This window comes from Flavobacterium sp. HJSW_4, assembly GCF_042436695.1.
GTDB lineage: Bacteria > Bacteroidota > Bacteroidia > Flavobacteriales > Flavobacteriaceae > Flavobacterium.
On record NZ_JBHNPP010000003.1, the window covers coordinates 174,622 to 199,311 of the forward strand.

Consider the following 24,690-nt stretch of genomic DNA (forward strand, 5'->3'; position numbering starts at 1 on the left):
TTAAATAATAAAAAACAAAAAATTAACTTGAATGTTTACATTTGTTAAAATTTAGCGAAATATTTTACTCCAATTTTTTGAATATGAAAAATTATTTTGGAAGCATTCTAACTGCTTTCCTAATCGGTTTTACAGCCAATGCTCAGGGACTTTTAAGGAAGTCAGAAACGGCTTTTACACATCAGGATACTTTACGCGGAAGCATTACAAAAGAAAGAGCTTGGTGGGATTTGAAATATTATCATCTTGATATTAAGGTGAATCCGGCAGACAGAACAATTTCGGGATCAAATACGGTGCGTTATACTGTTTTGACAGAATACAATCGTATGCAAATCGACCTTCAAGAGCCGATGAATATTACGAAAGTTACTCAAAATGGAAAGGAATTGAAATTTGAAAGAGACGGAAATGCTTTTTTTATTACTTTAACAGAAAATCAAAAAGTTGGAGAAACTAAAGAAATTATAGTTTCATTTAGCGGTGTTCCGAAAGAAGCGGTTCGTCCACCTTGGGATGGAGGAATTACTTGGAAAAAAGATAAAAACGGAAAAGATTTTATAGCTTCATCTTGCCAAGGTTTAGGCGCTAGCGTTTGGTGGCCTTGCAAGGATCATATGTACGATGAAGTTGAAAATATGTTGATTAGTGTGAATGTTCCAGGAGATTTAACTGATGTTTCAAATGGAAGACTGCAAAGCGTTAAAAAACAAAAAGATGGAACTAAAACTTTCAACTGGTATGTTGCCAATCCGATAAACAATTATGGTGTGAACATCAATATTGGAGATTACGTTAATTTCTCAGAAAAATATAAAGGAGAAAAAGGTGATTTGGATTGCAATTATTATGTTTTGAGAGATAATTTGGCTAAAGCAAAAGAACAATTTAAAGATGCTCCAAAAATGCTGAAAGCTTTTGAAAGCTGGTTTGGACCTTATCCTTGGTATGAAGACAGTTATAAATTGGTTGAAGCTCCGTATTTAGGAATGGAACACCAAAGTTCTGTAACATACGGAAACAACTATCAGAACGGTCACAACGGTCATGATATAAGTGGGACAGGTTGGGGATTAAAATTTGATTATATCATTATTCATGAGTCAGGGCATGAATGGTTTGCTAACAATATTACGTACAAGGACATTGCTGATATGTGGATTCACGAGAGTTTTACAACTTATTCTGAAATTCTGTTTATCGAATATTATTACGGGAAAGACGCAGCGAATGAATACGCAAGGGGAATCAGAAAAATGATTTCGAATAAAGAGCCAATTATTGGATATTATGATGTAAACAGAGAAGGTTCTGGAGATATGTATCCAAAAGGGGCTAATATGATTCACACGATTCGTCAGGTAATAAATGATGATGCAAAATGGAAATCGATTTTGAGAGGAATGAATAAGACTTTTTATCATCAAACCGTTACAACAAAGCAGATTGAAGATTTTATAAGCAAAGAATCTGGCATAGATTTAAGTCTAGTTTTCGATCAATATTTGAGAACACCGCAAGTGCCGACTTTTGAATATTATTTTAAAAATAAAAAATTAGTTTACCATTGGATAAATACTGTCGAAAATTTCAATCTTCCTTTGAAAGTTACATTAAACGGAGTTGAAACTTGGCTAAAACCAACAACTGATTGGCATACTATAGATTTGAATAGCGAAAAAACAGATTTAACTGTAGACAAAAACTTTTACGTGACAGAATCTAATATCACAAATTAGATTTCTTTAAGAATAATCAGCTAAACCCAATAGATTTTTAATTTATTGGGTTTGATTTTATAGAGAAATCATAAAATTTTAGAAAACTTAATTCGAATGTTTACATTTGTTGCAGATTAAGTTCGAATACTTTATTTATTTTATAATTCTAACCAATGAAAAATTACTTTGGAAGCATTTTAACTGCTTTTCTAATTGGTTTTACTGCCAATGCTCAGGGACTTTTAAACAAGTCAGAAACCGTTTTTACACATCAAGATACTTTACGCGGAAGCATTACGAAAGAAAGAGCTTGGTGGGATCTAAAATATTATCACCTTGATGTAAAGGTTAAACCATCTGAAAAATCTATTTCAGGTTCAAATACAGTTCGTTATACTGTTTTAACAGAAAACAACCGTATGCAAATCGATTTGCAAGAACCGATGAATATCACCAAAGTAACGCAAAACGGCAAAGAATTAAAGTTTGAAAGAGACGGAAATGCTTTCTTTATCACTTTAAACGAAAAGCAAAAAGTTGGCGATACAAAAGAAATCGTTGTTTTCTTTGAAGGAAAACCAAAAGAAGCGGTTAGAGCTCCGTGGGATGGCGGATTTTCTTGGAAAAAAGATAAAAACGGAAAAGATTTTATTGCTACATCTTGCCAAGGTTTAGGCGCAAGTGTTTGGTGGCCGTGTAAAGACCACATGTATGATGAAGTGGAAAATATGTTAATCAGCGTGAATGTTCCTGGTGATTTAACAGAAGTTTCAAACGGAAGATTAAAAAGCGTTAAAAAAGAAAAAGACGGAACTAAAACGTTCAATTGGTATGTTTCGAACCCAATCAACAATTATGGTGTAAACATCAACATTGGAGATTACGTTAATTTCTCTGAAGTTTTTAAAGGAGAAAAAGGAGACTTAGATTGCAACTATTATGTTTTAAGAGATAATTTGGCTTTAGCTAAAGAACAATTTAAAGATGCTCCAAAAATGCTGAAAGCTTTTGAAAGCTGGTTTGGACCATATCCTTGGTACGAAGATAGTTATAAATTGGTTGAAGTTCCGTATTTAGGAATGGAGCACCAAAGTTCTGTAACTTATGGAAACCAATACAAAAATGGTTATTTAGGACGCGATTTAAGCGGTACGGGCTGGGGATTGAAATTTGATTTTATCATTATTCACGAATCTGGTCACGAATGGTATGCAAACAATATTACCTACAAAGATATTGCTGATATGTGGGTTCATGAGAGTTTTACGAATTATTCTGAAAGCCTTTTCGTAGAATATTATTATGGAAAAGAAGCTGCAGCAGAATATGTAATTGGATGCAGAAAAAATATTAAAAATGATACTCCGATTATTGGTCATTATGATGTAAATAATGAAGGATCTGGAGATATGTATCCGAAAGGAGCTTCAATGCTTCACATGATTCGTCAGGTAATTAATGATGATGCAAAATGGAAATCGATTTTAAGAGGTATGAATAAGACTTTTTATCATCAAACAGTTACAGGAAAACAGATTCAAGATTATATAAATGAGCAATCTGGAATTAATTTCAATAGAGTTTTTGCTCAATATTTGACTACAACTCAAATTCCAGTTTTTGAATATATGTTTAAAAACGGAACTTTCGGATACCACTGGACAAACTGCGTATCTAAATTTGATATGCCAGTAAGAGTGAAATTAAACGGTGTTGAAACTTGGTTGAAACCAACAACAGAATGGCAATCGGTTAAAACAACAAACGAGGACAGAAAACTGGAAGTTGATAAAGATTTCTATGTAACAACTTCTAATATTGTAGAATAAGTTTTAGGGAAATTTCAATTTGGAGTTTTATAAATAGCAAACCCGACAGATTTTAATAACCTGTCGGGTTTGTTTTTGCTTATAGTTTTGTCATTTCGACGAAGGAGAAATCTCCACAAGTGGCTCGACAAAGATTGAAGAATTTCTTTCGAAGATTTCTTGTTCCTCGAAATGACAAAAAAAGGCGTTAAGAACTTATTCTTAACGCCTTTTTTATTGGAACTTAAAACCTATCTATTATTAAGCTTCGCTTTCTCCTTAATAATATCAGCGATTTTTCTATTCTCAATTTTACTTTCTAACCACGAAATAATATCAAGATAAAGGAAAGCTCTCTTTTCGTATGTGATTTTTTCAAGTTCTACAAAACGCGCATGCATTTTCTTGAATTCTTTTTTAATGTCAGCAGGGTAGAAGTTATTTAAGTTTCTTAAGAATTTGATGATTTCTTTTTGAACTTCGTGTAAGTCATTCATTTTTAGTAAAAACTTATACGTGCTCTTTAGATGATTTTCTAAATAATAATCTTTTCCAAGTTCATAATGCGCAATCAGAGACAACAATCTTGCGAAACACATTAAATCTTCACGCATCGTCAAATTCTTGTTATTGATGATTTTATCTAAATAATTGATGCATTCATTGTATTTTTCGTTACCAAAATAAATAGAAGCGATTTTATAGAAAAACAGCATTTCGTGATGTTCATCAAGATGTTCACTGTGTAATTTTAGTTTATTTAAAATCTCAGGAATCAAATATTCGCTTTCCGCGAAAGTACCTTCTAATATATGTAGATTCAGCTTATTGTTGTAAACATAAAGAAATGATAGTGATGCAATGTTATCATTTACAGGGAATTTCGGATCAGCAATAGTTTCTTCAAAAAGATTCAGATATTTCTTGAAATTCGATTTATACTTTAGCATATAAAGTGATTCTAAGAAATAATGATTTCCTTTCAAGAAAAACACAGGATTCAGATAAATCATGTTTGGATTATCATAAAATAATCTTACCCATTTATAGGCAAATTTATAACTAGCCAAAAAATCCTGAACAAGAAAACTTCTCCAAAGACTTGCATTGTAAAACCAGTATTTTTCGCGAAAGCCAAATTTACTTTCATCTAATTTTGCAATATGTCTGTTGAAATAATCATCAATATATTTATATTCTTCATCACTTTTTACGTAACCCGTTTTTAGCATGATTCCGTACAATTGAAGTGATAAGTTCGAAAGTTTGCTTGAAATTGTATTTCTATAATTCAATTCTTTCGCCTGAACGACTAATTCGTCGGCGCGACCTTGAATACTTCGTGTAATATATTGTGATTCGATCAATTTTTCGAACTCCACAATTTCATACGCCATATATTTTTCATCATTTTCAAGAGCCTGCTGTTTTGTTTTGTCTAAAATTTTCAAACTCTGTTTGTATAATCCTTTATTATAAAGAATAACAGCAAAATCCATTTGCTCGCGAAGCTGATAACGAATGTTCTGGCTAGGAATATTTAACCTTATACTTACTAAGATTTGTTTGTATAAGTATGATTTTAAGTTAGATAACTGTACTTTTTGGATAACACCGTTCTTAAGAATGAGTTTTTCGTCGTAAACCTCAGACTTATCTAAAATGTTGAATAATTCGATAAATTTTGTGTTTGAACTCGTTTCTAATCGGCTTGCAAAAATTTTAAACTGCCTTTTTTCTGATTTCGAAAGTGATTTGATTAGAACAAATAAGAAATCTTTTTGATGGTTAGCCATTGTAAAAAATAATAATATAACTTATTGATTATAAGTTAGTTAATACGGTATAAAACGTTTTATGAACAGTATAATTTCATTAAAATGAATTTCATACTGTAATAGTACAATATATATTTGTTATCAAGATGTGAAATTACATTAAATAAATGAATATGAATAGAGAGAAAGTTCAAATTTTTGACACCACATTGCGAGATGGTGAACAAGTTCCAGGATGCAAGTTAGATACTAAGCAAAAATTAGTTATCGCAGAACGACTAGACAAAATGGGAGTTGACATTATCGAAGCAGGCTTTCCTGTGTCAAGTCCGGGCGATTTTTTATCGGTCTCTGAGATTTGTAAAATTGTAGAAAATGCAACCGTCTGCGGACTTACAAGAGCCGTAAAAAATGACATTGATGTTGCCGCAGCTGCTTTAAAGCACGCTAAGAAACCTAGAATCCATACTGGAATCGGAACTTCAGAATCTCATATACTCCACAAATTAAATACTACGCCTGAAGATATTATTGCAAGAGCAAAATATGCTGTAGCACATGCAAAATCGTATGTAGAAGATGTTGAATTCTACGCTGAAGATGCTGGTAGAACAGATAATGCGTTCTTGGCTAAAGTTTGTGAAGAGGTTATCAAATCTGGAGCAACGGTATTGAATATTCCTGATACTACTGGATATTGTCTTCCAGAAGAGTACGGAGCAAAAATTAAATACTTAAAAGAAAACGTAAAAGGAATCGAAAACGTAATCCTTTCATGCCACTGTCATAATGATTTAGGAATGGCAACTGCAAACTCAATCGCAGGAGCTATTAATGGAGCAAGACAAATCGAATGTACTATTAATGGTATTGGAGAAAGAGCAGGAAATACTGCACTTGAAGAAGTGGTAATGATTTTCAAACAACACCCTTACTTAAACTTAGATACAAACATTAATACAAGAGAATTAAACGAAATGAGCCGTTTAGTTTCTGAAAGTATGGGAATGATTGTACAGCCAAATAAAGCGATTGTTGGAGCAAATGCATTTGCGCACAGTTCTGGAATTCACCAAGATGGTGTTATCAAAAACAGAGCAACTTACGAGATCATGGATCCGTTAGATGTGGGTGTGAATGAGTCTTCAATTATTTTGACAGCAAGAAGCGGAAGAGCAGCTTTAGCTTACCGTGCTAAAAAAGTAGGTTACGAATTAACAAAAACACAATTAGATATCGTTTACATCGAATTCTTGAAATTCGCTGACATTAAAAAAGAAGTTGTAGACGCAGATATTCACCAAATTATAGAAGCTTCTAAAATAGAAGGTGATTTAATCAGAAGTTAATATTTCAAAAATAAACTAGGAACAATAAGGATTTAAAGACATAAAGAGCGAGAGATTATGAATTTAAAAATTGCAGTTTTACCAGGAGATGGAATTGGGCCTGAAGTAATTTTACAAGCTAAGAAAGCTTTATACGCCATTGGCGAAGTGTATAATCATGAATTTGTTTTTGAAGAAGCGCTGATGGGAGCGGTTGCTATCGATAAAACAGGAAATCCGTTACCGGAGCAAACCCTGAATCTTTGTCTGAACACAGATGCAGTTTTGCTTGGTGCAATTGGAGATCCTAAATACGATAATAACCCAAACGCAAAGGTTCGTCCGGAACAAGGATTATTAAAACTGCGAAAAGAATTAGGATTGTTTGCTAATATTCGTCCTATAAAACCTTATAAAGCCTTAATAGAATCTTCTCCTTTAAAAAGAGAAATCATTGAAGGAGCTGATTTTACCATTTTTAGAGAATTAACTGGTGGAGCTTATTTTGGAGAAAAAACACTTAATGAAGAAGGAACACATGCTTCAGATTTATGTGAATATTCAGAAGAAGAAATTACAAGAATTGCACATTTAGCTTTTAAATCAGCGCAAAAAAGACGTAAAAAGCTAACAATGGTTGACAAAGCAAATGTTTTGGAAACTTCAAGATTGTGGAGAAAAGTGGTTCAGAAAGTGAGCGCAGATTATCCAGATGTGGCTTTAGATTTCTTATTTGTTGATAACGCGGCAATGCAGTTGATTTTAAATCCGAAACAATTTGATGTGATTTTAACGGAGAATTTATTTGGAGATATTTTATCTGATGAAGCTAGCGTAATTACAGGATCTATTGGTTTATTGCCATCGATTTCTATAGGAGAAAAAAATGCTTTGTTTGAACCAATTCACGGATCATATCCGCAGGCAAAAGGAAAAAACATTGCAAATCCGATTGCTTCGATTTTAGCGGCGGCGCTTTTGTTGGAACATTTTGGATTAACTAAAGAAGCTCACGTAATTTATAAAGCGGTAGAAAAAGCAATTGAATACAAAGTAGTTACAGTTGATTTGAAACCAGACTCAAAATTCGGAACAAACGAAGTAGGAGAGTTCGTTTCTAATTTTATTTTCAGCAAAGACGATTTGCTGTATTTTAATAATGACAATGTTAGTATTGGACAATCTACAATTGTTTAATATTTTTTGTTAAAAAGTGAAGATAATAACAAGAAGTGTCGGAAATGTTGAGATTTTATTTTTTTAGTTCCTGAAGTTTATTTACTTTTGTAAGACTAAAAAATTAAAGGATGCAAATCTCAATTATTATTACTTCTGTCGTTGTTGTCAATGTGATTCACACATCTGCATCGGGAATGTTATAAATATAATTGAAAGACTATATTACAAACCTTCCAAATACTTGGAAGGTTTTTTTTTGAACAAAAAATTAAAAAATAAATAGAATAATGGAATTAAATAAGTACAGCAAGACCATCACACAAGATCAAACACAGCCAGCGGCACAAGCGATGTTGTACGGAATTGGTTTAACTGAAGAAGATTTAAAGAAAGCACAAGTTGGTATTGTGAGCATGGGTTACGATGGTAACACTTGTAACATGCACTTGAACGATTTAGCAAAAGATGTTAAAAAAGGTGTTTGGGATGCAGATCTTGTCGGACTTATTTTTAATACCATTGGTGTCAGTGACGGTATTTCTAACGGAACTGAAGGTATGCGTTACTCATTAGTTTCTCGTGATGTAATCGCAGATTCTATTGAAACTGTTGCCGGAGCGCAATGGTATGACAGTATTATCGCAATTCCTGGTTGTGACAAAAATATGCCTGGAGCATTAATCGCAATGGGAAGACTAAATCGTCCATCAATGATGATTTACGGAGGTTCTATTCACTCTGGAAAATGGAAAGGAGAATCTTTAAATATTGTTTCTGCTTTTGAAGCTTTAGGAAAAAAAGTAAAAGGCGAAATCACTCCAGAAGATTTTAAAGGTGTAATTCAAAATGCTTGCCCAGGAGCTGGTGCTTGTGGTGGTATGTACACTGCAAACACAATGTCTTCTGCTATTGAAGCATTAGGAATGAGTTTACCTTATAGTTCTTCTAACCCAGCTTTAAGCCAAGAAAAAAGAGACGAATGTCTTGAGGCAGGAAAAGCAATCAAAATATTATTAGAAAAAGATATCAAGCCAAGAGACATTATGACTCGTAAGGCTTTTGAAAATGCTATTACAATTGTAGCTGTTTTAGGAGGTTCTACAAATGCGGTAATGCACTTAATTGCAATGGCGCACTCAGTTGGAATTACGATCACTTTAGATGATTTCCAGGCTATTAACGATAGAACTCCAGTATTGGCAGACATGAAACCAAGCGGTAAGTACATGATGGAAGATATTCATGAAGTAGGAGGGATTCCTGCAGTTATGAAATACTTGTTGAAAGTAGGACTTATTCAAGGAGATTGTTTGACAGTAACAGGAAAAACAGTTGCAGAAAATTTAGCTTCAACTCCAGATTTACAAGACGGACAAGAAGTAATTCATGAAATTCAAAAAGCATTAAAACCAACAGGAAATATCCAAGTTTTATACGGAAATCTTGCTTCTGAAGGTGCTGTAGCAAAAATCAGCGGTAAAGAAGGAGAATATTTCGAAGGACCAGCTGTTGTATTTGAAGGTGAATTTGAAGTAATTCCAGGTCTTCAAGCCGGAAAAATTAAACCAGGTAATGTAGTCGTCATTAGAGGTTGTGGGCCAAAAGGTGGTCCGGGAATGCCTGAAATGCTAAAACCTACATCTGCCATTATCGGAGCTGGATTAGGAAGCACCTGTGCACTAATTACAGACGGTAGATTCTCGGGCGGTTCGCACGGTTTCGTGGTAGGTCACGTTACACCAGAAGCATATGATGGTGGTGGTATTGCATTAGTAAAAGATGGTGATTTAATTGCTATCGATGCTGTGAAAAATACAATCGACCTGAAGATATCCGACGAAGAATTTGCAGCAAGAAAAGCGGCTTGGATTCAGCCGAAATTAAAAGTTGACAGAGGGGTTTTACTTAAATACGCTAAATCGGTTTCGAGTGCATCAACAGGATGTGTAACCGATAATTAATTTTAAAAATAACAAAATCAAAAAGCAAACTTCAATAGCAATAAAAATTAAATTGAAGTTTGACTTTTGAAAAACAATATACTATGAAAATATCAGGGGCAGAAGCCGTTATAAGATGTTTATTAGCAGAAGGAGTAGATTTAATTTATGGTTATCCAGGTGGAGCTATAATGCCTGTTTACGACGAATTATATAAATTTCAAGATCAACTACACCACGTTTTAGTACGTCACGAACAAGGTGCAACACATGCAGCTCAAGGTTATGCAAGAGCTACAGGAAAAGTAGGAGTGGCAATTGCTACTTCTGGACCAGGAGCTACAAATTTAGTAACTGGTATTGCAGATGCTCAAATCGACTCAACGCCTTTGGTTTGTATTACAGGGCAGGTGGGAAGACATTTATTAGGATCTGATGCATTTCAGGAAACAGATATTATCGGAATCTCAACTCCGGTTACAAAATGGAATTTTCAGGTAACTGAAGCTTCTCAAATTCCTGAAATTATTGCAAAAGCATTTTACATTGCTCGTTCGGGTCGTCCAGGGCCTGTATTGGTTGATATTACTAAAAATGCTCAATTTGATGAGTTCGAATTTAGTTATGAAAAATGCACAGGAATTAGAAGTTATGTTCCGATTCCAAAATTGAATTTAGATAAAGTTGCTGAAGCTGCAGCTTTAATTAATAGTGCAAAAAAACCATTTATTGTTTTTGGACAAGGAATTATTTTAGGTCAAGCCGAAGCAGAATTCAAAGCAGTAATTGAAAAATCTGGAATTCCAGCTGCTTGGACAATTTTAGGATTATCAGCTTTACCAACAGATCATCCTTTGAATGTTGGAATGCTAGGAATGCACGGAAATTATGCGCCAAATTTATTGACAAACGAATGTGATGTTTTAATTGCTTTCGGAATGCGTTTTGACGACCGTGTTACAGGTAATTTGAAAACTTATGCTAAACAAGCAAAAGTAGTTCACTTCGAAATTGATCCAGCAGAAGTTGACAAAAACGTAAAAACTGAAGTAGCTGTTTTAGGAGATGTAAAAGAATCTTTAGCTGCTTTATTACCATTATTGGATGCGAAATCTCACGATTCTTGGCTTAATGAATTTAAAGAGTTAAGCAAAGTAGAATTTGATTCTGTTATAAAAGAAGAATTAAATCCAACGAATGGAAAAGGAATTTCAATGGGAGAAACTATTGAAATGATCAACAAACATTCAAAAGGTGATGCAATTATCGTTTCAGATGTTGGTCAGCACCAAATGTTTGCTTGCCGTTACGCTAAATTCAATTCAACAAAAAGTAACATTACTTCTGGAGGTTTAGGAACTATGGGATTCGCATTACCTGCTGCAATTGGAGCAAAAATGGGAAAACCAGAGCGTGAAGTAGTGGCGATTATTGGTGATGGAGGTTTCCAGATGACAATTCAGGAGCTTGGAACAATTTTCCAAACAGAAGTTCCAGTAAAAATTGTGGTTTTAAACAACGAATTCTTAGGAATGGTTCGCCAATGGCAAGAATTATTCTTTGATAATAGATATGCTTCTACAAAAATGATTAATCCAAATTTCATTGCAATTGCAGAAGGATATTATATCAAATCTAAAAAAGTTACACAACGTGAGGATTTAGATGCTGCCGTCGCAGAAATGCTGGCTTCAAAAGATTCTTATTTCTTAGAAGTTGTAGTCGAAAAAGAAAACAACGTTTTCCCAATGATTCCAACAGGAGCTTGTGTATCAGAAATTAGATTAAGTTAAGAAAAGTTTCATGTTTCAAGTTCCAAGTTTCAAGTTCTGTTGAGAACGTGAAACCTGAAACTTGAAACAAAACAAACTAAAAAACAACATGGAAGATAAAACATTTACCATATCGGTATACTCAGAAAATAACGTGGGTTTATTAAATAGAATATCTGGAATATTCTTAAAGCGTCACATTAATATATTAAGTCTAAATGTTTCAGAATCAGAAATAGAGAATGTTTCAAGATTTATCATCGTAGTAAATACGACAGAGAAATGGGTTCAGAATATTGTAGGACAAATTGAAAAACAAATTGAAGTTATAAAAGCATTTTATCATACAGATGAAGAAACAATTTTCTTAGAAAATGCTTTGTTTAAAATCGCTTCAAGTTTGTTATTCGACGAGAAACAAATTCAGAATATCATCAAAGAAAGCCAGTCTACAATTGTAACGGTTTCTCGTGATTTCTTCGTGATTTCAAAATCAGGAAGACGTTCTGAAATTGAAGAATTATACCAAAAGTTCAAACCATACGGAATTATGCAGTTTGTACGTTCTGGAAGAATTTCGGTTTCGAAACAAAAAATGGAAATTTCAGCTTTGCTAGAAACTTTTAAATAATACAATCTTAGTTATATATATCAATTATTAAATTTCATTTCATTAAATATTAAAACAAAAATGGCAAATTATTTCAATACATTACCACTTAGATTACAATTAGAACAATTAGGAGTTTGCGAATTTATGGAGCAATCAGAATTTGCAGACGGAATTGCAGCATTAGCTGGAAAAAAAGTTGTAATTGTTGGTTGTGGAGCACAAGGTTTGAATCAAGGATTAAACATGAGAGATTCTGGTTTAGACATTTCTTATGCATTGCGTGCAGATGCAATTGCAGAAAAAAGAGCTTCTTATAAAAATGCAACTGAAAATGGTTTTACTGTAGGAACTTACGAAGAATTGATTCCAACTGCAGATTTAGTTTGTAACCTTACGCCAGACAAACAACACACAGCTGTGGTAACTGCTATTATGCCATTAATGAAACAAGGTTCTACTTTGTCTTACTCTCACGGATTCAACATTGTTGAAGAAGGAATGCAAATTCGTAAAGACATCACTGTAATTATGTGTGCTCCTAAATGTCCTGGTTCTGAGGTCCGTGAAGAATACAAAAGAGGATTTGGAGTTCCAACTCTTATCGCTGTTCACCCAGAAAATGATCCAAACGGATTTGGTTTAGATCAAGCAAAAGCTTATGCTGTAGCAACTGGGGGACACAGAGCTGGAGTTTTAAGATCATCTTTCGTAGCTGAAGTAAAATCAGATTTAATGGGTGAGCAAACTATTCTTTGTGGTTTATTGCAAACTGGATCTATTTTATGTTTTGATAAAATGGTTGAAAAAGGAATCGATGCTGCTTACGCTTCTAAATTAATCCAATACGGATGGGAAACTATTACTGAGGCTTTAAAACACGGTGGTATTACAAATATGATGGATCGTTTAAATAATCCTTCAAAAATTGAAGCTTACGAATTAGCTGAAGAATTGAAAGATATCATGCGTCCATTATTCCAAAAACACCAAGACGATATTATTTCTGGAGAATTCTCTAGAACTATGATGGCTGACTGGGCTAATGATGATGTTAACTTATTGAAATGGAGAGCTGCAACAGGAGAAACTAACTTCGAAAAAACAGCTCCACAAGAAGCTCCAATTTCTGAGCAAGAATATTTTGATAATGGAGTATTAATGATTGCAATGGTAAAAGCTGGTGTTGAATTAGCTTTTGAAACAATGACTGAAGCTGGAATTATCGAAGAATCAGCTTACTACGAGTCATTACACGAATTGCCATTAATTGCAAACACAATTGCAAGAAAGAAATTATTCGAAATGAACCGTGTAATTTCTGATACTGCTGAGTACGGATGTTATTTATTTGACCATGCTTGTAAGCCATTATTGACTGAATTCATGAAAAAAGTTGAAACTAACATTATCGGAAAACCATTTTCAGCTTCAAACGGAGTAGATAATGCAGTATTAATTGCTGTAAACAAAGAAATTCGCCAACATCCTATCGAAGAAGTAGGAGCTTGGTTGAGAGAGTCTATGACTGCAATGAAAAAAATTGGATAATTAAAAAAAAAATGGGAATTCCCGCAGAATTCGATTTTGCGGGATTTGCACTGTATCAATGATTTGTAATATTTTGAATTAGTAAGCACTTATTAAGATAATAGATATAGATGCATATTGCATTCACTTAACTTCAGTGAGATAGTTAAGTGAAGCGGGTCCCGAAAATGGGGTATATTTTATAAAAATATACTTGTTGAAATTTCTGTTTTAATTAATAAAGATGCTGCTATTTTCAAAATAGACAAAAGTCTCGCAGTGCGGTTCGCAAAAATTAATTGTTATTGAAATTTGTTAAATTAAAAAAGGCATAATATCTATTTATTATGCCTTTTTTGCCCTTTCTAAATTGCTTTAAAAAACAAAAACTTAAAACAAACGCAAATAATTATCATATTTTATTAAATAAATGTTTTTTTTTGATAAAATTTATAGATTAAATTATTTCACGGATACGTTCAGATTTAATACATTTATAAAAAAATTCAACAAACGATGAGCTATTACAAAATTGAAAATTTAGAACAATATTTCAAGCATTACAATAAGTCAATAAGAGAGCCAAGAAAATTTTGGGGAAAAATAGCTGAGGAAAATTTCACATGGTACCAACAATGGGAAAAGGTTGTTGATTTTAATATGGCTGAAGCTGAAGTAAAATGGTTTACAGAAGCTAAAGTTAACATTACCAAAAATTGCATTGATAGACATTTAAGCAAAAAAGGAGATAAAACGGCAATTATTTTTGAGCCAAACGATCCTTCTGAAGAAGCTATACATATAACGTATAACGAATTATACGAAAGAGTTTCAAAAATGGCAAACGTTCTTCGCGAGCAAGGTGTTCGTAAAGGAGACAGAGTTTGTATTTATTTGCCAATGATTCCAGAATTGGCTGTTTCTGTTTTGGCTTGTGCTAGAATTGGAGCAATTCACTCTGTTGTTTTTGCTGGGTTTTCTGCTTCTGCAGTTACTGCAAGAATTAACGATTGCGAGTGTAAAATGGTTATTACTTCTGACGGAGGTTATAGAGGAAACAAAACAATTGACTTAAAAGGAATTGTTGATGAAGCTCTAGAAACTTGTCCTTCTGTTACAAAAGTTTTAGTTGCAAAAAGAACTAATACTGATGTAAAAATGAAAGAAGGCCGTGATATTTGGTTACAGCCATTATTAGATGCGGCTCTAGATAACAGTGTTGCAGAAATTATGGATGCAGAAGATCCTTTGTTTATCTTATATACTTCAGGATCAACAGGAAAACCAAAAGGAATGGTTCACACTACTGCTGGTTACATGGTTTATACGGCATATACTTTTAAAAATGTTTTCAATTATGAAGACAATGATATTTTCTGGTGTACTGCAGATATTGGATGGATCACAGGTCACTCGTATATATTATACGGACCATTGTTGAACGGTGGAACAACTGTGATTTTTGAAGGAGTTCCTTCTTATCCAGATTTTAGCCGTTTTTGGGATATTATCGAAAAACATAAAATTACACAATTCTATACTGCGCCAACTGCAATTCGTTCGTTAGCAAAAGAAAGTTTAGATTATATTCAAAAATATCCTCTAAAATCTCTTAAAGTTATTGGATCTGTTGGAGAGCCAATCAACGAGGAAGCTTGGCACTGGTTCAACGACCACGTTGGAGATAAAAGATGTCCGGTTGTTGATACTTGGTGGCAGACAGAAACTGGTGGAATTATGATTTCTCCAATTGCTTTTGTAACACCAACAAAACCAACTTATGCAACATTGCCATTACCAGGAATTCAGCCAGTTTTGATGGATGAAAAGCGTAATGAAATTGAAGGAAATCAGGTAGTTGGAAGTTTATGTATTAAATTCCCTTGGCCTGGTATCGCTAGAACAATCTGGAATAATCATGACCGTTACAAAGAAACTTATTTCTCTGCATTCCCTGGAAAATATTTTACAGGAGACGGAGCTTTAAGAGACGAGGTTGGTTACTACAGAATTACTGGTAGAGTAGATGACGTTGTAATTGTTTCTGGACACAATTTAGGAACTGCACCAATTGAAGATGCTATCAACGAACACCCAGCTGTTGCAGAATCTGCTATTGTTGGATTCCCACATGACATTAAAGGAAATGCATTATACGGTTTTGTTATTCTTAAAGAAACTGGTGAAGTTAGAAATAAAGAAAACTTGACTAAAGAGATCAACCAATATATTGCAGATCACATTGGACCAATCGCTAAATTAGATAAAATCCAATTTGTTTCTGGTTTGCCAAAAACACGTTCAGGAAAAATTATGCGTAGAATTTTACGTAAAATTGCTGAAGGAGATTTCTCTAACTTTGGAGATACTTCAACTTTGTTAAACCCAGAAGTGGTTGAAGAAATTATGAAAGAAAGAATTTCTTAATTGAAAATTTAATAACGAAAAAAGCCTCTTAATTTTTAAGAGGCTTTTTTTTATGTTTCAAGTTGAAGTAGATTGTGTTTGTTTAGCTAAGTTTATTTTAAACGCAAAGTTCGCAAAGCTTTATGAAAAAAACTTTGCGAACTTTGCGGTTAAGTCAAACAACTTGAAACTTTAAACCTGAAACAAAAAAATCTATTTAATTCCTAATCTAGATTTTAATTTTAAGAACAAAAGTCCGATTTTGTATGCATCTTCAGAAGAAGAATTTCTATCGCTTTTTGGAATTTTATAAATTTCGCATAAATCGTCAAGCGAAAATTGTTTATCGTTTACATCTGTAAGTTTTCTGTACATTACATCAACATCAAGAGCTTCATTTTTTAATCGGCCACAATCTAAACGTTCCAGAGCAGCATTTAGCATTTCAATATCAAAATTGATGTGATGCCCAACTAAAATAGAATTTCCAATAAAATTCACAAAAGCTTCAAGTGCATCAGGTTCAGGCATTTTTATCATTTTACTTTCAATGATAAATTCATTCGAAAGTCCATTATCCTGAAGATATTTGTATTGCAACAAAACTGTTTCGAAATTTTCCTTAATAACAATGCTGTCGTCAATAACTGAAAAGGCTCCAAGAGATAAAATAACATCCTTATCCGGATTGAGCCCAGAAGTTTCAGCTGATAAAACAACAAACTTATTAGGTTTGGTTTCGAATTTCGTTAAATAGTCTTTCCAGAAATCTGGATAGTCCTTATTAATGTTTTTAAGCCAGTCTAGCATATTCTATGAGAATTGTGTCAATTGAAATTTACTCTTAATCAGTTCCTCCAGGTCTTTCATTGGGGACAGCGCATTTTTTAATTTCTCTTTGTCAGTTTTTGACATTTCTCTTAAATTAATATATTGGCCAGAGTCATCATTTTTTAATCCTTCAACAGTTCTAAATTTAGAAAGTGTCAAGAAAGCTTCGGCGCAGCTTAAATAAATTTCAGCATTTTTAGAATCTGTGATTGCTAATTGTTTGAATCTTAGATAAGTATTTTGAATTCCTTTAATGTTGGCATTTAATATTAATAAACGTGCTCCATCAATTAAAGGCATTAAAGCTCTTGTTTTAATATCAAATTTTTCTTTGTGCGGACCGTCTTCTTCAACAATGAATTTCTTGAAAAAGCTTAAAGGAGAATTTCTCTTCAAAGCATCATTTCCTAAAAAGTCAAAGAATAAAGTGTTGTTAACCGCATTCTTAAAGATAACATTTTCAATCGCTTCTTCAATTTTTGCTTCTCCAAAAACAATTTCATAATCAAAGAAAATACTGCTCAAATCATTACTGTTTTCACCAGGAGTATTCATCCAGCTGTTGTATTGTTTTGTCCAGTCGCTCAATGACTTACACCAAAGCATATTGCTTCCCATATGTCCGTTTGGACAATAATCGTAGCCTACTTTTTCTAATATAGAAGTCGTACGTTTTGCTAATCTTAAGAAATAATCTTTTACTTCTCTGTATTTCTCAGGAGTTACATCTTCAAAGATTAAAATGCTATCTTGATCTGTAAGTAATAATTGCTCTTTACGCCCTTGACTACCAATACTTAACCATGCGAAACGTGCAGGAGGGGAGCCTAAATCTAAAATTGATAATTCGACTGCTCTCTTAATGATCGCTAAGTTAATTTCACTTGCAATATTGCTAACATGCGATATTGGAATATTTTTTTGAATCGAATTCTGAATCAAATCTGACAGACGATCACGTATTTGTTTTAAATCTTTAGGAAGCTGAGATCGCTTAATCTCTTTAATTAATACACCAGGGTTACTAGCTTGTGCCACAATAAGATCGTGTTCAGAAATAATTCCCTTAACTACAGATTTACTTGTGCCATCTTTAGTAACGCATAAGTGCGTTACATTGTGCTTCAACATCAATAATTGCGCTTCTGCCAAAGACACATTTTCTAAAACTGTTACAACTGGCGAAGACATAATCTTATCTATAGTTTCAGTAATAGGATAGCGTCCTGTTGCAATTTTTGACGATAAATCGGCATTAGTAACAATACCAATTGGGTGATTTTTCTCGCCACAGATTATGATATTATCTAACATCGAATCTGTCATTAAGATTGCAACATCCTTAATTATAGATTCCGCCTGTGTTGTTAAAGGCGAATTATTATAGTTAAGTGACTGAATATATTGCATTTCGGTCTGCTGATCCAAATAATCAGTATCTGAAACTAATTTGCCGTTAGAGTTCATACTGTCTTTGGTATGACGTGAATTTACAGCAAAACTCTCAAGCAAAAAGTTTAATACATCAGAATTATTTGCAACAAAAGGTCTAAAAACAGCGATCGGAATAGCATATACGATACTTTCCTCACGAGCTTTAGCCGTCATCATGTAGTTATTTTTTGCAAAAAATGGGCGTAAACCAAAAATATCGCCTTCATGACACTTATTTATAATCGTTTCCTCAGCATCTGCGATAGTCGTAAGATTAATGACACCAGAAGCTACAACATAAAAGTTTTCATGAAGCGGATCGTTATTTTGAAATAATACCGCATGCTTTTCTAAATTTATGACACGAATATTCGTAGCAATATCTGATAATTCCTGGAAAGTTAAATTATCAAACGGTTTGTATTCTTTTAAAAAATCTGCAATATGTTCAGCAACTGTATTCATATATGTGATAATTTATTTTTAAAGTATCGAATGTAAAAATAGTAAAATAAACTCTTACAATGAAAGTATCTTCATAGAAACTAACTATTTTAAAATAATGTTAAAAGATAATGACAATAAGACTTGCAAAACTTTTTATGTTTTCAAAATTTGAATATTCTAAATTAGAAAAAATAATTTTTTATTTATCGCAAAATATACTGACCAATAATCACACCAGCTAAATTTTTAATATTTAGAAAATAAATAAATTGAAATCTGTACAGCGCATTTATGGATCATTTAAAATAAACTAACCAAATACCAAGTTGGTCAAATTTTCAATATTTGAAAATTTTTTAAAACAAAATTCATACAGCGCATTTATGGGCGATTCAAATTTGAAGAAAAAATGCTTTCTAATGAACGAGCAATGAATTATGAGATGATCTGATTTTTTAATATTTGAAAATTTTCCAAAATAAAAATCATACAGCGCATTTATGATCAATTCCAAATTTTAGATATTCTAGAATTTTTTCTAATTAAAATCATACAGCGCAATTATGCGAGGCAGAGATTTACGCTTTTAAAATTATTTAAAGAAAATGTAATACAATGCGAAAGTATAGAAGTCAGGTTTTGTAACATTGATATATTCTAAACTAAAAGCTTTATATAAGATCTGTAGGTGGGATTCTAAAATATTCTATTTTACATAATATAAATTATAGTTCAAATAGAAATAACTCCGAGAGGGAGCTTATTCGTATAATTTATTCAAAATCATGTCTTTTGGTACGATATCACCTCCGCCATTTTTGGTAAACTGTATTACAGCATCTTCTACAAATAAAACTGCGCTAGATGTAACTCCGTTTTTATCTTTAAATTTTATTTGAGCTTTATCGCCATGCGGATACACATGTCCAGAAACTTCTAGAATTCCAGAATTCAATTCTTTGTGTTCGCTTGTGACTTCAGCGGTTCCAAAAATCTTGTAATTAGATTGAGCAATCGTAATCATAAAAATATATTCTTTTTTGCAGTCTTTACATTTTTGATTTCCCCAAGTTCCTGAGAATTTATTTTGCTGTGCAAATGATTGTAAGGAAATTATAAATGCCAGGAAAAGAAATTTTTTCATTGTAGTTTGTTTTATTAAAAATATAAATCAAATATAAATCAAAAAAGCATCACATATTTGCGATGCTTTTTCTAAAGTTTTCTTAAAATTTATAATTTCTTCAAATAAACTGATTTTCCGTTTAATGACACGTCAACTTGATTTGTTTTTTCATTAAAAGTCGTTCTTAAAGCATTTCCGTTAAAAATCGTAACGTCGCCGTATACGTGACCAGCTTCGGTAGATACGTAATCAAATTTTAGTTTTTTATTTCCCGGCTCAATTCCTAGTTTGTAGCTTGAAAATTTTGTGCCTCTTAAATCAAAATCTTGCTGCGAGTCAATGATGTTTCCATCGGCATAAAAATTGGTGACAGACTTACTTAATGTAATATCTGGATAATACTGGTTAATTTTTTTGAGAAGTTCGTATTGTGCAACACTGGCTTCTTCTTGTTTAGATGTAATGGTTTGTGCAAACGAAATCGATGAGCATAAAACTGCTAATAATAAAAGGTACTTTTTCATAATTTTTTCTAATTTAAAGATTAATAAATAGTTACGCTAAATAATGTTGGCAATTACTTTAATTTATTGTTATAAACTTCTTCAAGTTATACAACAAGATATGAAATCTTTACCTTTGCAAAAAATTATAAGCCGTTTTTTAAGATAATGACAACAAAAAAATATGTTCAGCTGATCCTGATTTTAGGATCTTTGACCGCTCTTGGTCCTTTTTCTATTGATATGTACTTACCTGGTTTCTCGGGAATTGCAAAAGATTTAAATACTAGCGTCGCTAAAGTTTCGATGAGTTTATCCAGCTATTTTATCGGAATTTCAGCAGGACAATTGCTTTACGGACCTTTATTAGATCGTTTCGGACGTAAAAAACCTTTATTTATTGGGTTGATGGTTTACATTCTAGCTTCTCTAGGATGTGTTTATGTCACTGATATTGATCAGTTTATTCTCTTACGTTTTATTCAAGCTGTCGGTAGCTGTGCCGCAACAGTTGCATCTGTAGCGATGGTTCGTGATTTGTTTCCTGTAAAAGATATTCCTAAAGTATTTTCGCTTTTAATGCTTGTACTTGGGCTTTCGCCGATGCTGGCGCCTACAATTGGAGGTTATGTTACAGAAGATTATGGCTGGCATACTGTATTTTTTATTTTAATGTGTATGGGAATTGCTATTTTATTGGCTTCTCAAATTGGTCTTCCAAATAGTTACAAACCAGATACTTCAATATCATTAAAACCAAAACCTATTATTTCGAACTTTTTAAAAGTTCTTAAAGAACCGCAATTTTATACTTATGCATTTACTGGAGCAATCGCGTTTTCGGGATTATTTACTTATGTAGCGGCCTCGCCTATTGTTTTTATGGATATTTACCATGTTGATGCGAAAACGTATGGTTGGATTTTTGCTTTTATGTCTGTAAGTTTTATTGGCTCAAGTCAGTTAAATTCTGTTTTATTGAAGAGATTTTCGAGCGAACAGATGATTTTTGCAGCATTAATTTTGCAATCTATTGTTAGTATTGTTTTTCTTGTACTTTCTCTGAATAATCTTTTAGGATTGTACGAAACCATTGCAATTCTTTTCATCTTTTTAGGTTGTTTAGGAATTTCAAATCCAAATACAGCGGGACTTACAATGGCACCATTTGCTAAAAATGCAGGAAGCGCTTCCGCCTTAATGGGCGCTATACAATTAGGTCTTGGATCTTTAGCATCCTTTGCAGTTGGAATTTTTGTAAAAGATTCTGTTGCGCCAATGGTTTTCATTATGACCGTTACTACAATTATTGCCTTTATAGTTTTAAATATCGGAAAGAAATTTATCAAAAATAAAGTAGAATTATCAGATAGTGACGATGTTATAATTGGCCACTAAGTATTTAAATTTCAAATCCCAATGGATTAAGAAATAGGAAAAGCCAAAATCAAATGATTTTGGCTTTTTTATTGGAATTTTAAAAAATTGGAATCTGAAACCCTAGTTCTGATTCTTTTTGTCAGGTCTAATAATCATTCTAAGAGATTGATCTTTAGCAAAATAAGCTACCATCCAGTTCCAGAATGTATTTAATCTATTTCTATATGTGATTAATGAAATTAAGTGAATAAACAGCCAGATAATCCATGCAAAGAAGCCTTTAAAGTGCCATTTCGGACTTGGCAAATCAACAACGGCTTTGGCTCTTCCTATGATTGCCATCGAACCTTTATCATTATAAGCAAAAGGTTTAAGAGGTTTGTTCTCTACCATTGCTTTAAAGTTTTTAGCTAGATTCAATCCCTGTTGGATTGCAACCTGCGCAACTTGCGGATGTCCATTCGGGAATTTTGCGTCACCAGATGCTATAGCAGTATCTCCAATAGCATAAATGTTGTCAACAGCGTTTACCTTATTGTAAGCATCTGTTGCCATACGTCTTCCTCGGCCATAACTCTCTGTTGGAATTCCTTCAAAGATTTTAGCAGAAACTCCGGCAGCCCAAATTAAGTTTTTAGTTTGTATCGTTTCTCCGTTTTCAAATACTACTGTGTCATCAACGTAATCAACAACTTTGGTATTTAATTTAACAACAACCCCTAATTTGGTTAGGGCTTCAAGTGTATCTTTTTGAGAATCTTTACTCATTGGAGCCAACAAAGCATCGCCTCCGTCAACTAAATATACATTACTTGCAGATGTGTCTAATTCAGGATATTCTTTTAAAAGAATGCTTTTTCGCATTTCAGCAAACATTCCAGAAACCTCTACTCCTGTCGGCCCCCCTCCTGCTACAACAATTGTAAGTAATTTACGTCTTTTACGCATGTCTTTACAAATGGCTGCTTTTTCAAGGTTTTTAAGCAATGTATTACGCATTACGATGGCATCATTTAAGGTTTTCATCGGGATCGCATTTTTCATTACGTTTTCCATGCCGAAATAACTAGTTTCAGCTCCAGTCGCAAAAACTAGATGATCGTAATCCAATTCTCCGTTGCTTAAAGTGATTTTCTTTTCGGCTGGAGAAACAGATAATAACTCGCCTAAACGAAATTGTAAGTTTTTTTTGCCAGCAAAGAATTTTCTAAAGGGATAACTAATGCTAGATGGCTCTAAAAACGCAGTGGCAACTTGATATATAAGTGGAGGGAAAAAGTTATAATTATTCTTGTCTACAAGTGTTACTTGTATTTGAGGCTGATTTACAAGCTCTTTTGCTAAATTAAGACCTGCAAATCCACCTCCAATAATGACTATTTTCATATAAGTTGTATTAAGTAGGATTATAAAATAATTCCTTATAAATATACAACTTTAATATGCAATGACAATTGTCATGCTTATTTGTTTTTGAATTTTTTAACAGGTTTTTCAACTATATCGATTTTGTTTTGCAAAATATAATTTGCCATTAATTTCTCGATTAGTTCATCTTTTGTTAAATGATGAAAAATAGTTTTTACCCTCGTTTTTTGATCTTGAGAAAGTTCATGATTTGGTTTTGTTTTGAAGATTTGTTTTGCCCACAAAAGCATATTATTTTCTTCAAGACTTGCTGCTGATGGCTTTTTGAACTCAGAAAATTTGATTCCTAATTCTCTTTCAAAATCAGCAATTTCAAAAACTTCTTCTTGTTGTAAAACAGTTAATGAAAGTCCTTTTGCTCCTGCTCTCGCGGTTCTTCCGCTTCTGTGAACGTAATTTTCGTAAGTGTCAGGAAGGTGATAGTTAATTACATACGAAATTTCTTTTACGTCAATTCCTCTTGCTGCCAAATCTGTTGCAACTAAAATATTGATATGGCCTTCGCGAAATTGCTCCATAATTCTATCGCGAATTCCTTGCGTTAAACTTCCATGAAGCGCTCCAGAAGAAAATTTATTGATAGCCAGATTTTTGGCCAATTTATTTACTGCGGCTTTAGTTTTACAGAAAATAATTCCTCTTTCGCCATCTCTAGAATTCAAGAAATGCATCAAAACTTCTAATTTTTCAATCGGATCAACTACAATATATTCGTGGTCAATTCCTTCGTTTCCAACAGTTTCCATGCTAGCACTTATTTGAACTACATTTTTGTTCAAATAATTCTGAATCAATTGTTTAATTGCTCCAGGAAGTGTTGCTGAAAATAATAAAGTTCTATGCTTTTTAGGTAATTCAGCAATAATTTCATCCAAACTTTCTTTAAGAATCGAAACCATTTCGTCAGCTTCGTCTAAAACCAAATATTCAGCTTTTGTGATATCAATTGCTTTACGCTGAATTAAATCAATTAAACGTCCTGGAGTTGCTACAACAATTTGAGCGCCTTCTTTTAATCTCTCGATTTGAGGTTTTATTGGAGTTCCTCCGCAAATTGATGCAATAGATATATTCGGAATATATTTTGAGAAACTTTCCAAATTTCTAAAAATCTGCTGACCTAATTCTCTCGTAGGAACCAAAATTACTGCTTGAACTTCAGTAGATTCTGAGTTTACTAATTGCAATAAAGGCAACCCGAAAGCGGCTGTTTTTCCTGTTCCCGTTTTAGCTAAACCAACAATATCATGAGTTTCGCTCAAAAATAATGGAATCGTTTTTTGCTGAATTTCTGTTGGTTCAACAATATTTAATTCGCTTAAAGCCTTTAAAATTGGAGCAGAAAGTCCTAATGTTGAGAATGGTTTAGACATGTGTATTTTAGATTTTTTTGTTTGCTTAGCCCGTTCGGCATTCTGCCTCGGGTCACGTTTCATGTTTCAAGTTACATAGAAACTTAATAAGTTGAA

The 24,690-nt window shown here is 33.0% G+C and carries 17 protein-coding genes; 10 read left to right on the forward strand and 7 right to left on the reverse strand.

Translation table 11 applies throughout. From position 1 onward, the window contains the following. The first annotated feature begins 83 nt into the window (after window positions 1–83). Both ACE01P_RS04085 and ACE01P_RS04090 read left to right on the forward strand, forming a co-directional pair. Window positions 84–1,739 (forward strand): M1 family metallopeptidase, encoded by a 1,656-nt coding sequence (locus tag ACE01P_RS04085; RefSeq protein ID WP_379694497.1) that lies wholly within the window; start codon window positions 84–86, stop codon window positions 1,737–1,739. Window positions 1,740–1,894: 155 nt separating this feature from the next. Continuing rightward, window positions 1,895–3,550 carry a M1 family metallopeptidase gene (locus ACE01P_RS04090; protein ID WP_379694499.1) on the forward strand — a complete coding sequence of 552 codons (1,656 nt, stop codon included), beginning with the start codon at window positions 1,895–1,897 and terminating at the stop codon, window positions 3,548–3,550. A 230-nt stretch (window positions 3,551–3,780) separates the two neighbouring features. Here the strand turns inward: ACE01P_RS04090 and ACE01P_RS04095 are convergent, their stop codons facing one another. Then, the gene (locus tag ACE01P_RS04095) at window positions 3,781–5,325 is read right to left on the reverse strand and encodes a hypothetical protein (RefSeq protein ID WP_379694501.1); all 1,545 of its coding nucleotides are present in this window, start codon (window positions 5,323–5,325) and stop codon (window positions 3,781–3,783) included. 155 nt (window positions 5,326–5,480) lie between these two features. Between ACE01P_RS04095 and ACE01P_RS04100 the strand changes: the two genes are divergently transcribed. The 7 genes from ACE01P_RS04100 to acs all read left to right on the forward strand — a co-directional run bounded on the left by ACE01P_RS04100 (window position 5,481) and on the right by acs (window position 16,093). Beyond that, on the forward strand, window positions 5,481–6,656 hold the full coding sequence (locus tag ACE01P_RS04100; protein WP_379694504.1) for a 2-isopropylmalate synthase: 1,176 nt from the start codon (window positions 5,481–5,483) through the stop codon (window positions 6,654–6,656). A 57-nt stretch (window positions 6,657–6,713) separates the two neighbouring features. Further along, window positions 6,714–7,832 (forward strand): 3-isopropylmalate dehydrogenase, encoded by a 1,119-nt coding sequence (gene leuB / locus ACE01P_RS04105; RefSeq protein ID WP_379694506.1) that lies wholly within the window; start codon window positions 6,714–6,716, stop codon window positions 7,830–7,832. A 269-nt stretch (window positions 7,833–8,101) separates the two neighbouring features. Beyond that, on the forward strand, window positions 8,102–9,775 hold the full coding sequence (ilvD, locus tag ACE01P_RS04110) for a dihydroxy-acid dehydratase (RefSeq protein ID WP_379694509.1): 1,674 nt from the start codon (window positions 8,102–8,104) through the stop codon (window positions 9,773–9,775). Between the two features lie 83 nt (window positions 9,776–9,858). Further along, on the forward strand, window positions 9,859–11,547 hold the full coding sequence (gene ilvB / locus ACE01P_RS04115; RefSeq protein ID WP_379694511.1) for a biosynthetic-type acetolactate synthase large subunit: 1,689 nt from the start codon (window positions 9,859–9,861) through the stop codon (window positions 11,545–11,547). 88 nt (window positions 11,548–11,635) lie between these two features. Next, window positions 11,636–12,157: an acetolactate synthase small subunit gene (gene ilvN, locus ACE01P_RS04120; protein ID WP_111291077.1), complete on the forward strand. Its 522-nt coding sequence runs from the start codon at window positions 11,636–11,638 to the stop codon at window positions 12,155–12,157. A 60-nt stretch (window positions 12,158–12,217) separates the two neighbouring features. Continuing rightward, a complete protein-coding gene (gene ilvC, locus ACE01P_RS04125; RefSeq protein WP_379694513.1) occupies window positions 12,218–13,687 on the forward strand; it encodes a ketol-acid reductoisomerase in 1,470 nt (489 codons plus the stop codon). Window positions 13,688–14,182: 495 nt separating this feature from the next. Continuing rightward, on the forward strand, window positions 14,183–16,093 hold the full coding sequence (acs, locus tag ACE01P_RS04130; RefSeq protein ID WP_379694515.1) for an acetate--CoA ligase: 1,911 nt from the start codon (window positions 14,183–14,185) through the stop codon (window positions 16,091–16,093). Between the two features lie 192 nt (window positions 16,094–16,285). Here the strand turns inward: acs and ACE01P_RS04135 are convergent, their stop codons facing one another. From ACE01P_RS04135 to ACE01P_RS04150, 4 genes are all read right to left on the reverse strand, one after another. Continuing rightward, window positions 16,286–16,882 (reverse strand): PolC-type DNA polymerase III, encoded by a 597-nt coding sequence (locus ACE01P_RS04135; RefSeq protein ID WP_379694518.1) that lies wholly within the window; start codon window positions 16,880–16,882, stop codon window positions 16,286–16,288. 3 nt (window positions 16,883–16,885) lie between these two features. Then, window positions 16,886–18,802, reverse strand: coding sequence for a DUF294 nucleotidyltransferase-like domain-containing protein (locus ACE01P_RS04140; RefSeq protein ID WP_379694520.1), 1,917 nt, complete (start codon window positions 18,800–18,802; stop codon window positions 16,886–16,888). A 742-nt stretch (window positions 18,803–19,544) separates the two neighbouring features. Beyond that, on the reverse strand, window positions 19,545–19,928 hold the full coding sequence (locus ACE01P_RS04145; RefSeq protein ID WP_379694522.1) for a hypothetical protein: 384 nt from the start codon (window positions 19,926–19,928) through the stop codon (window positions 19,545–19,547). 89 nt (window positions 19,929–20,017) lie between these two features. Then, the gene (locus tag ACE01P_RS04150; protein WP_379694525.1) at window positions 20,018–20,434 is read right to left on the reverse strand and encodes a hypothetical protein; all 417 of its coding nucleotides are present in this window, start codon (window positions 20,432–20,434) and stop codon (window positions 20,018–20,020) included. A gap of 147 nt (window positions 20,435–20,581) precedes the next feature. On the opposite strand from ACE01P_RS04150, the gene ACE01P_RS04155 reads away from it, so the two are divergent. After that, window positions 20,582–21,811 (forward strand): multidrug effflux MFS transporter, encoded by a 1,230-nt coding sequence (locus ACE01P_RS04155; protein WP_379694527.1) that lies wholly within the window; start codon window positions 20,582–20,584, stop codon window positions 21,809–21,811. Between the two features lie 102 nt (window positions 21,812–21,913). Here the strand turns inward: ACE01P_RS04155 and ACE01P_RS04160 are convergent, their stop codons facing one another. Continuing rightward, entirely contained in the window at window positions 21,914–23,179 is a 1,266-nt protein-coding gene (locus ACE01P_RS04160) for an NAD(P)/FAD-dependent oxidoreductase (RefSeq protein ID WP_379694529.1), read from the reverse strand. A gap of 77 nt (window positions 23,180–23,256) precedes the next feature. Then, entirely contained in the window at window positions 23,257–24,594 is a 1,338-nt protein-coding gene (locus ACE01P_RS04165; RefSeq protein ID WP_379694531.1) for a DEAD/DEAH box helicase, read from the reverse strand. Window positions 24,595–24,690 lie beyond the last annotated feature (96 nt).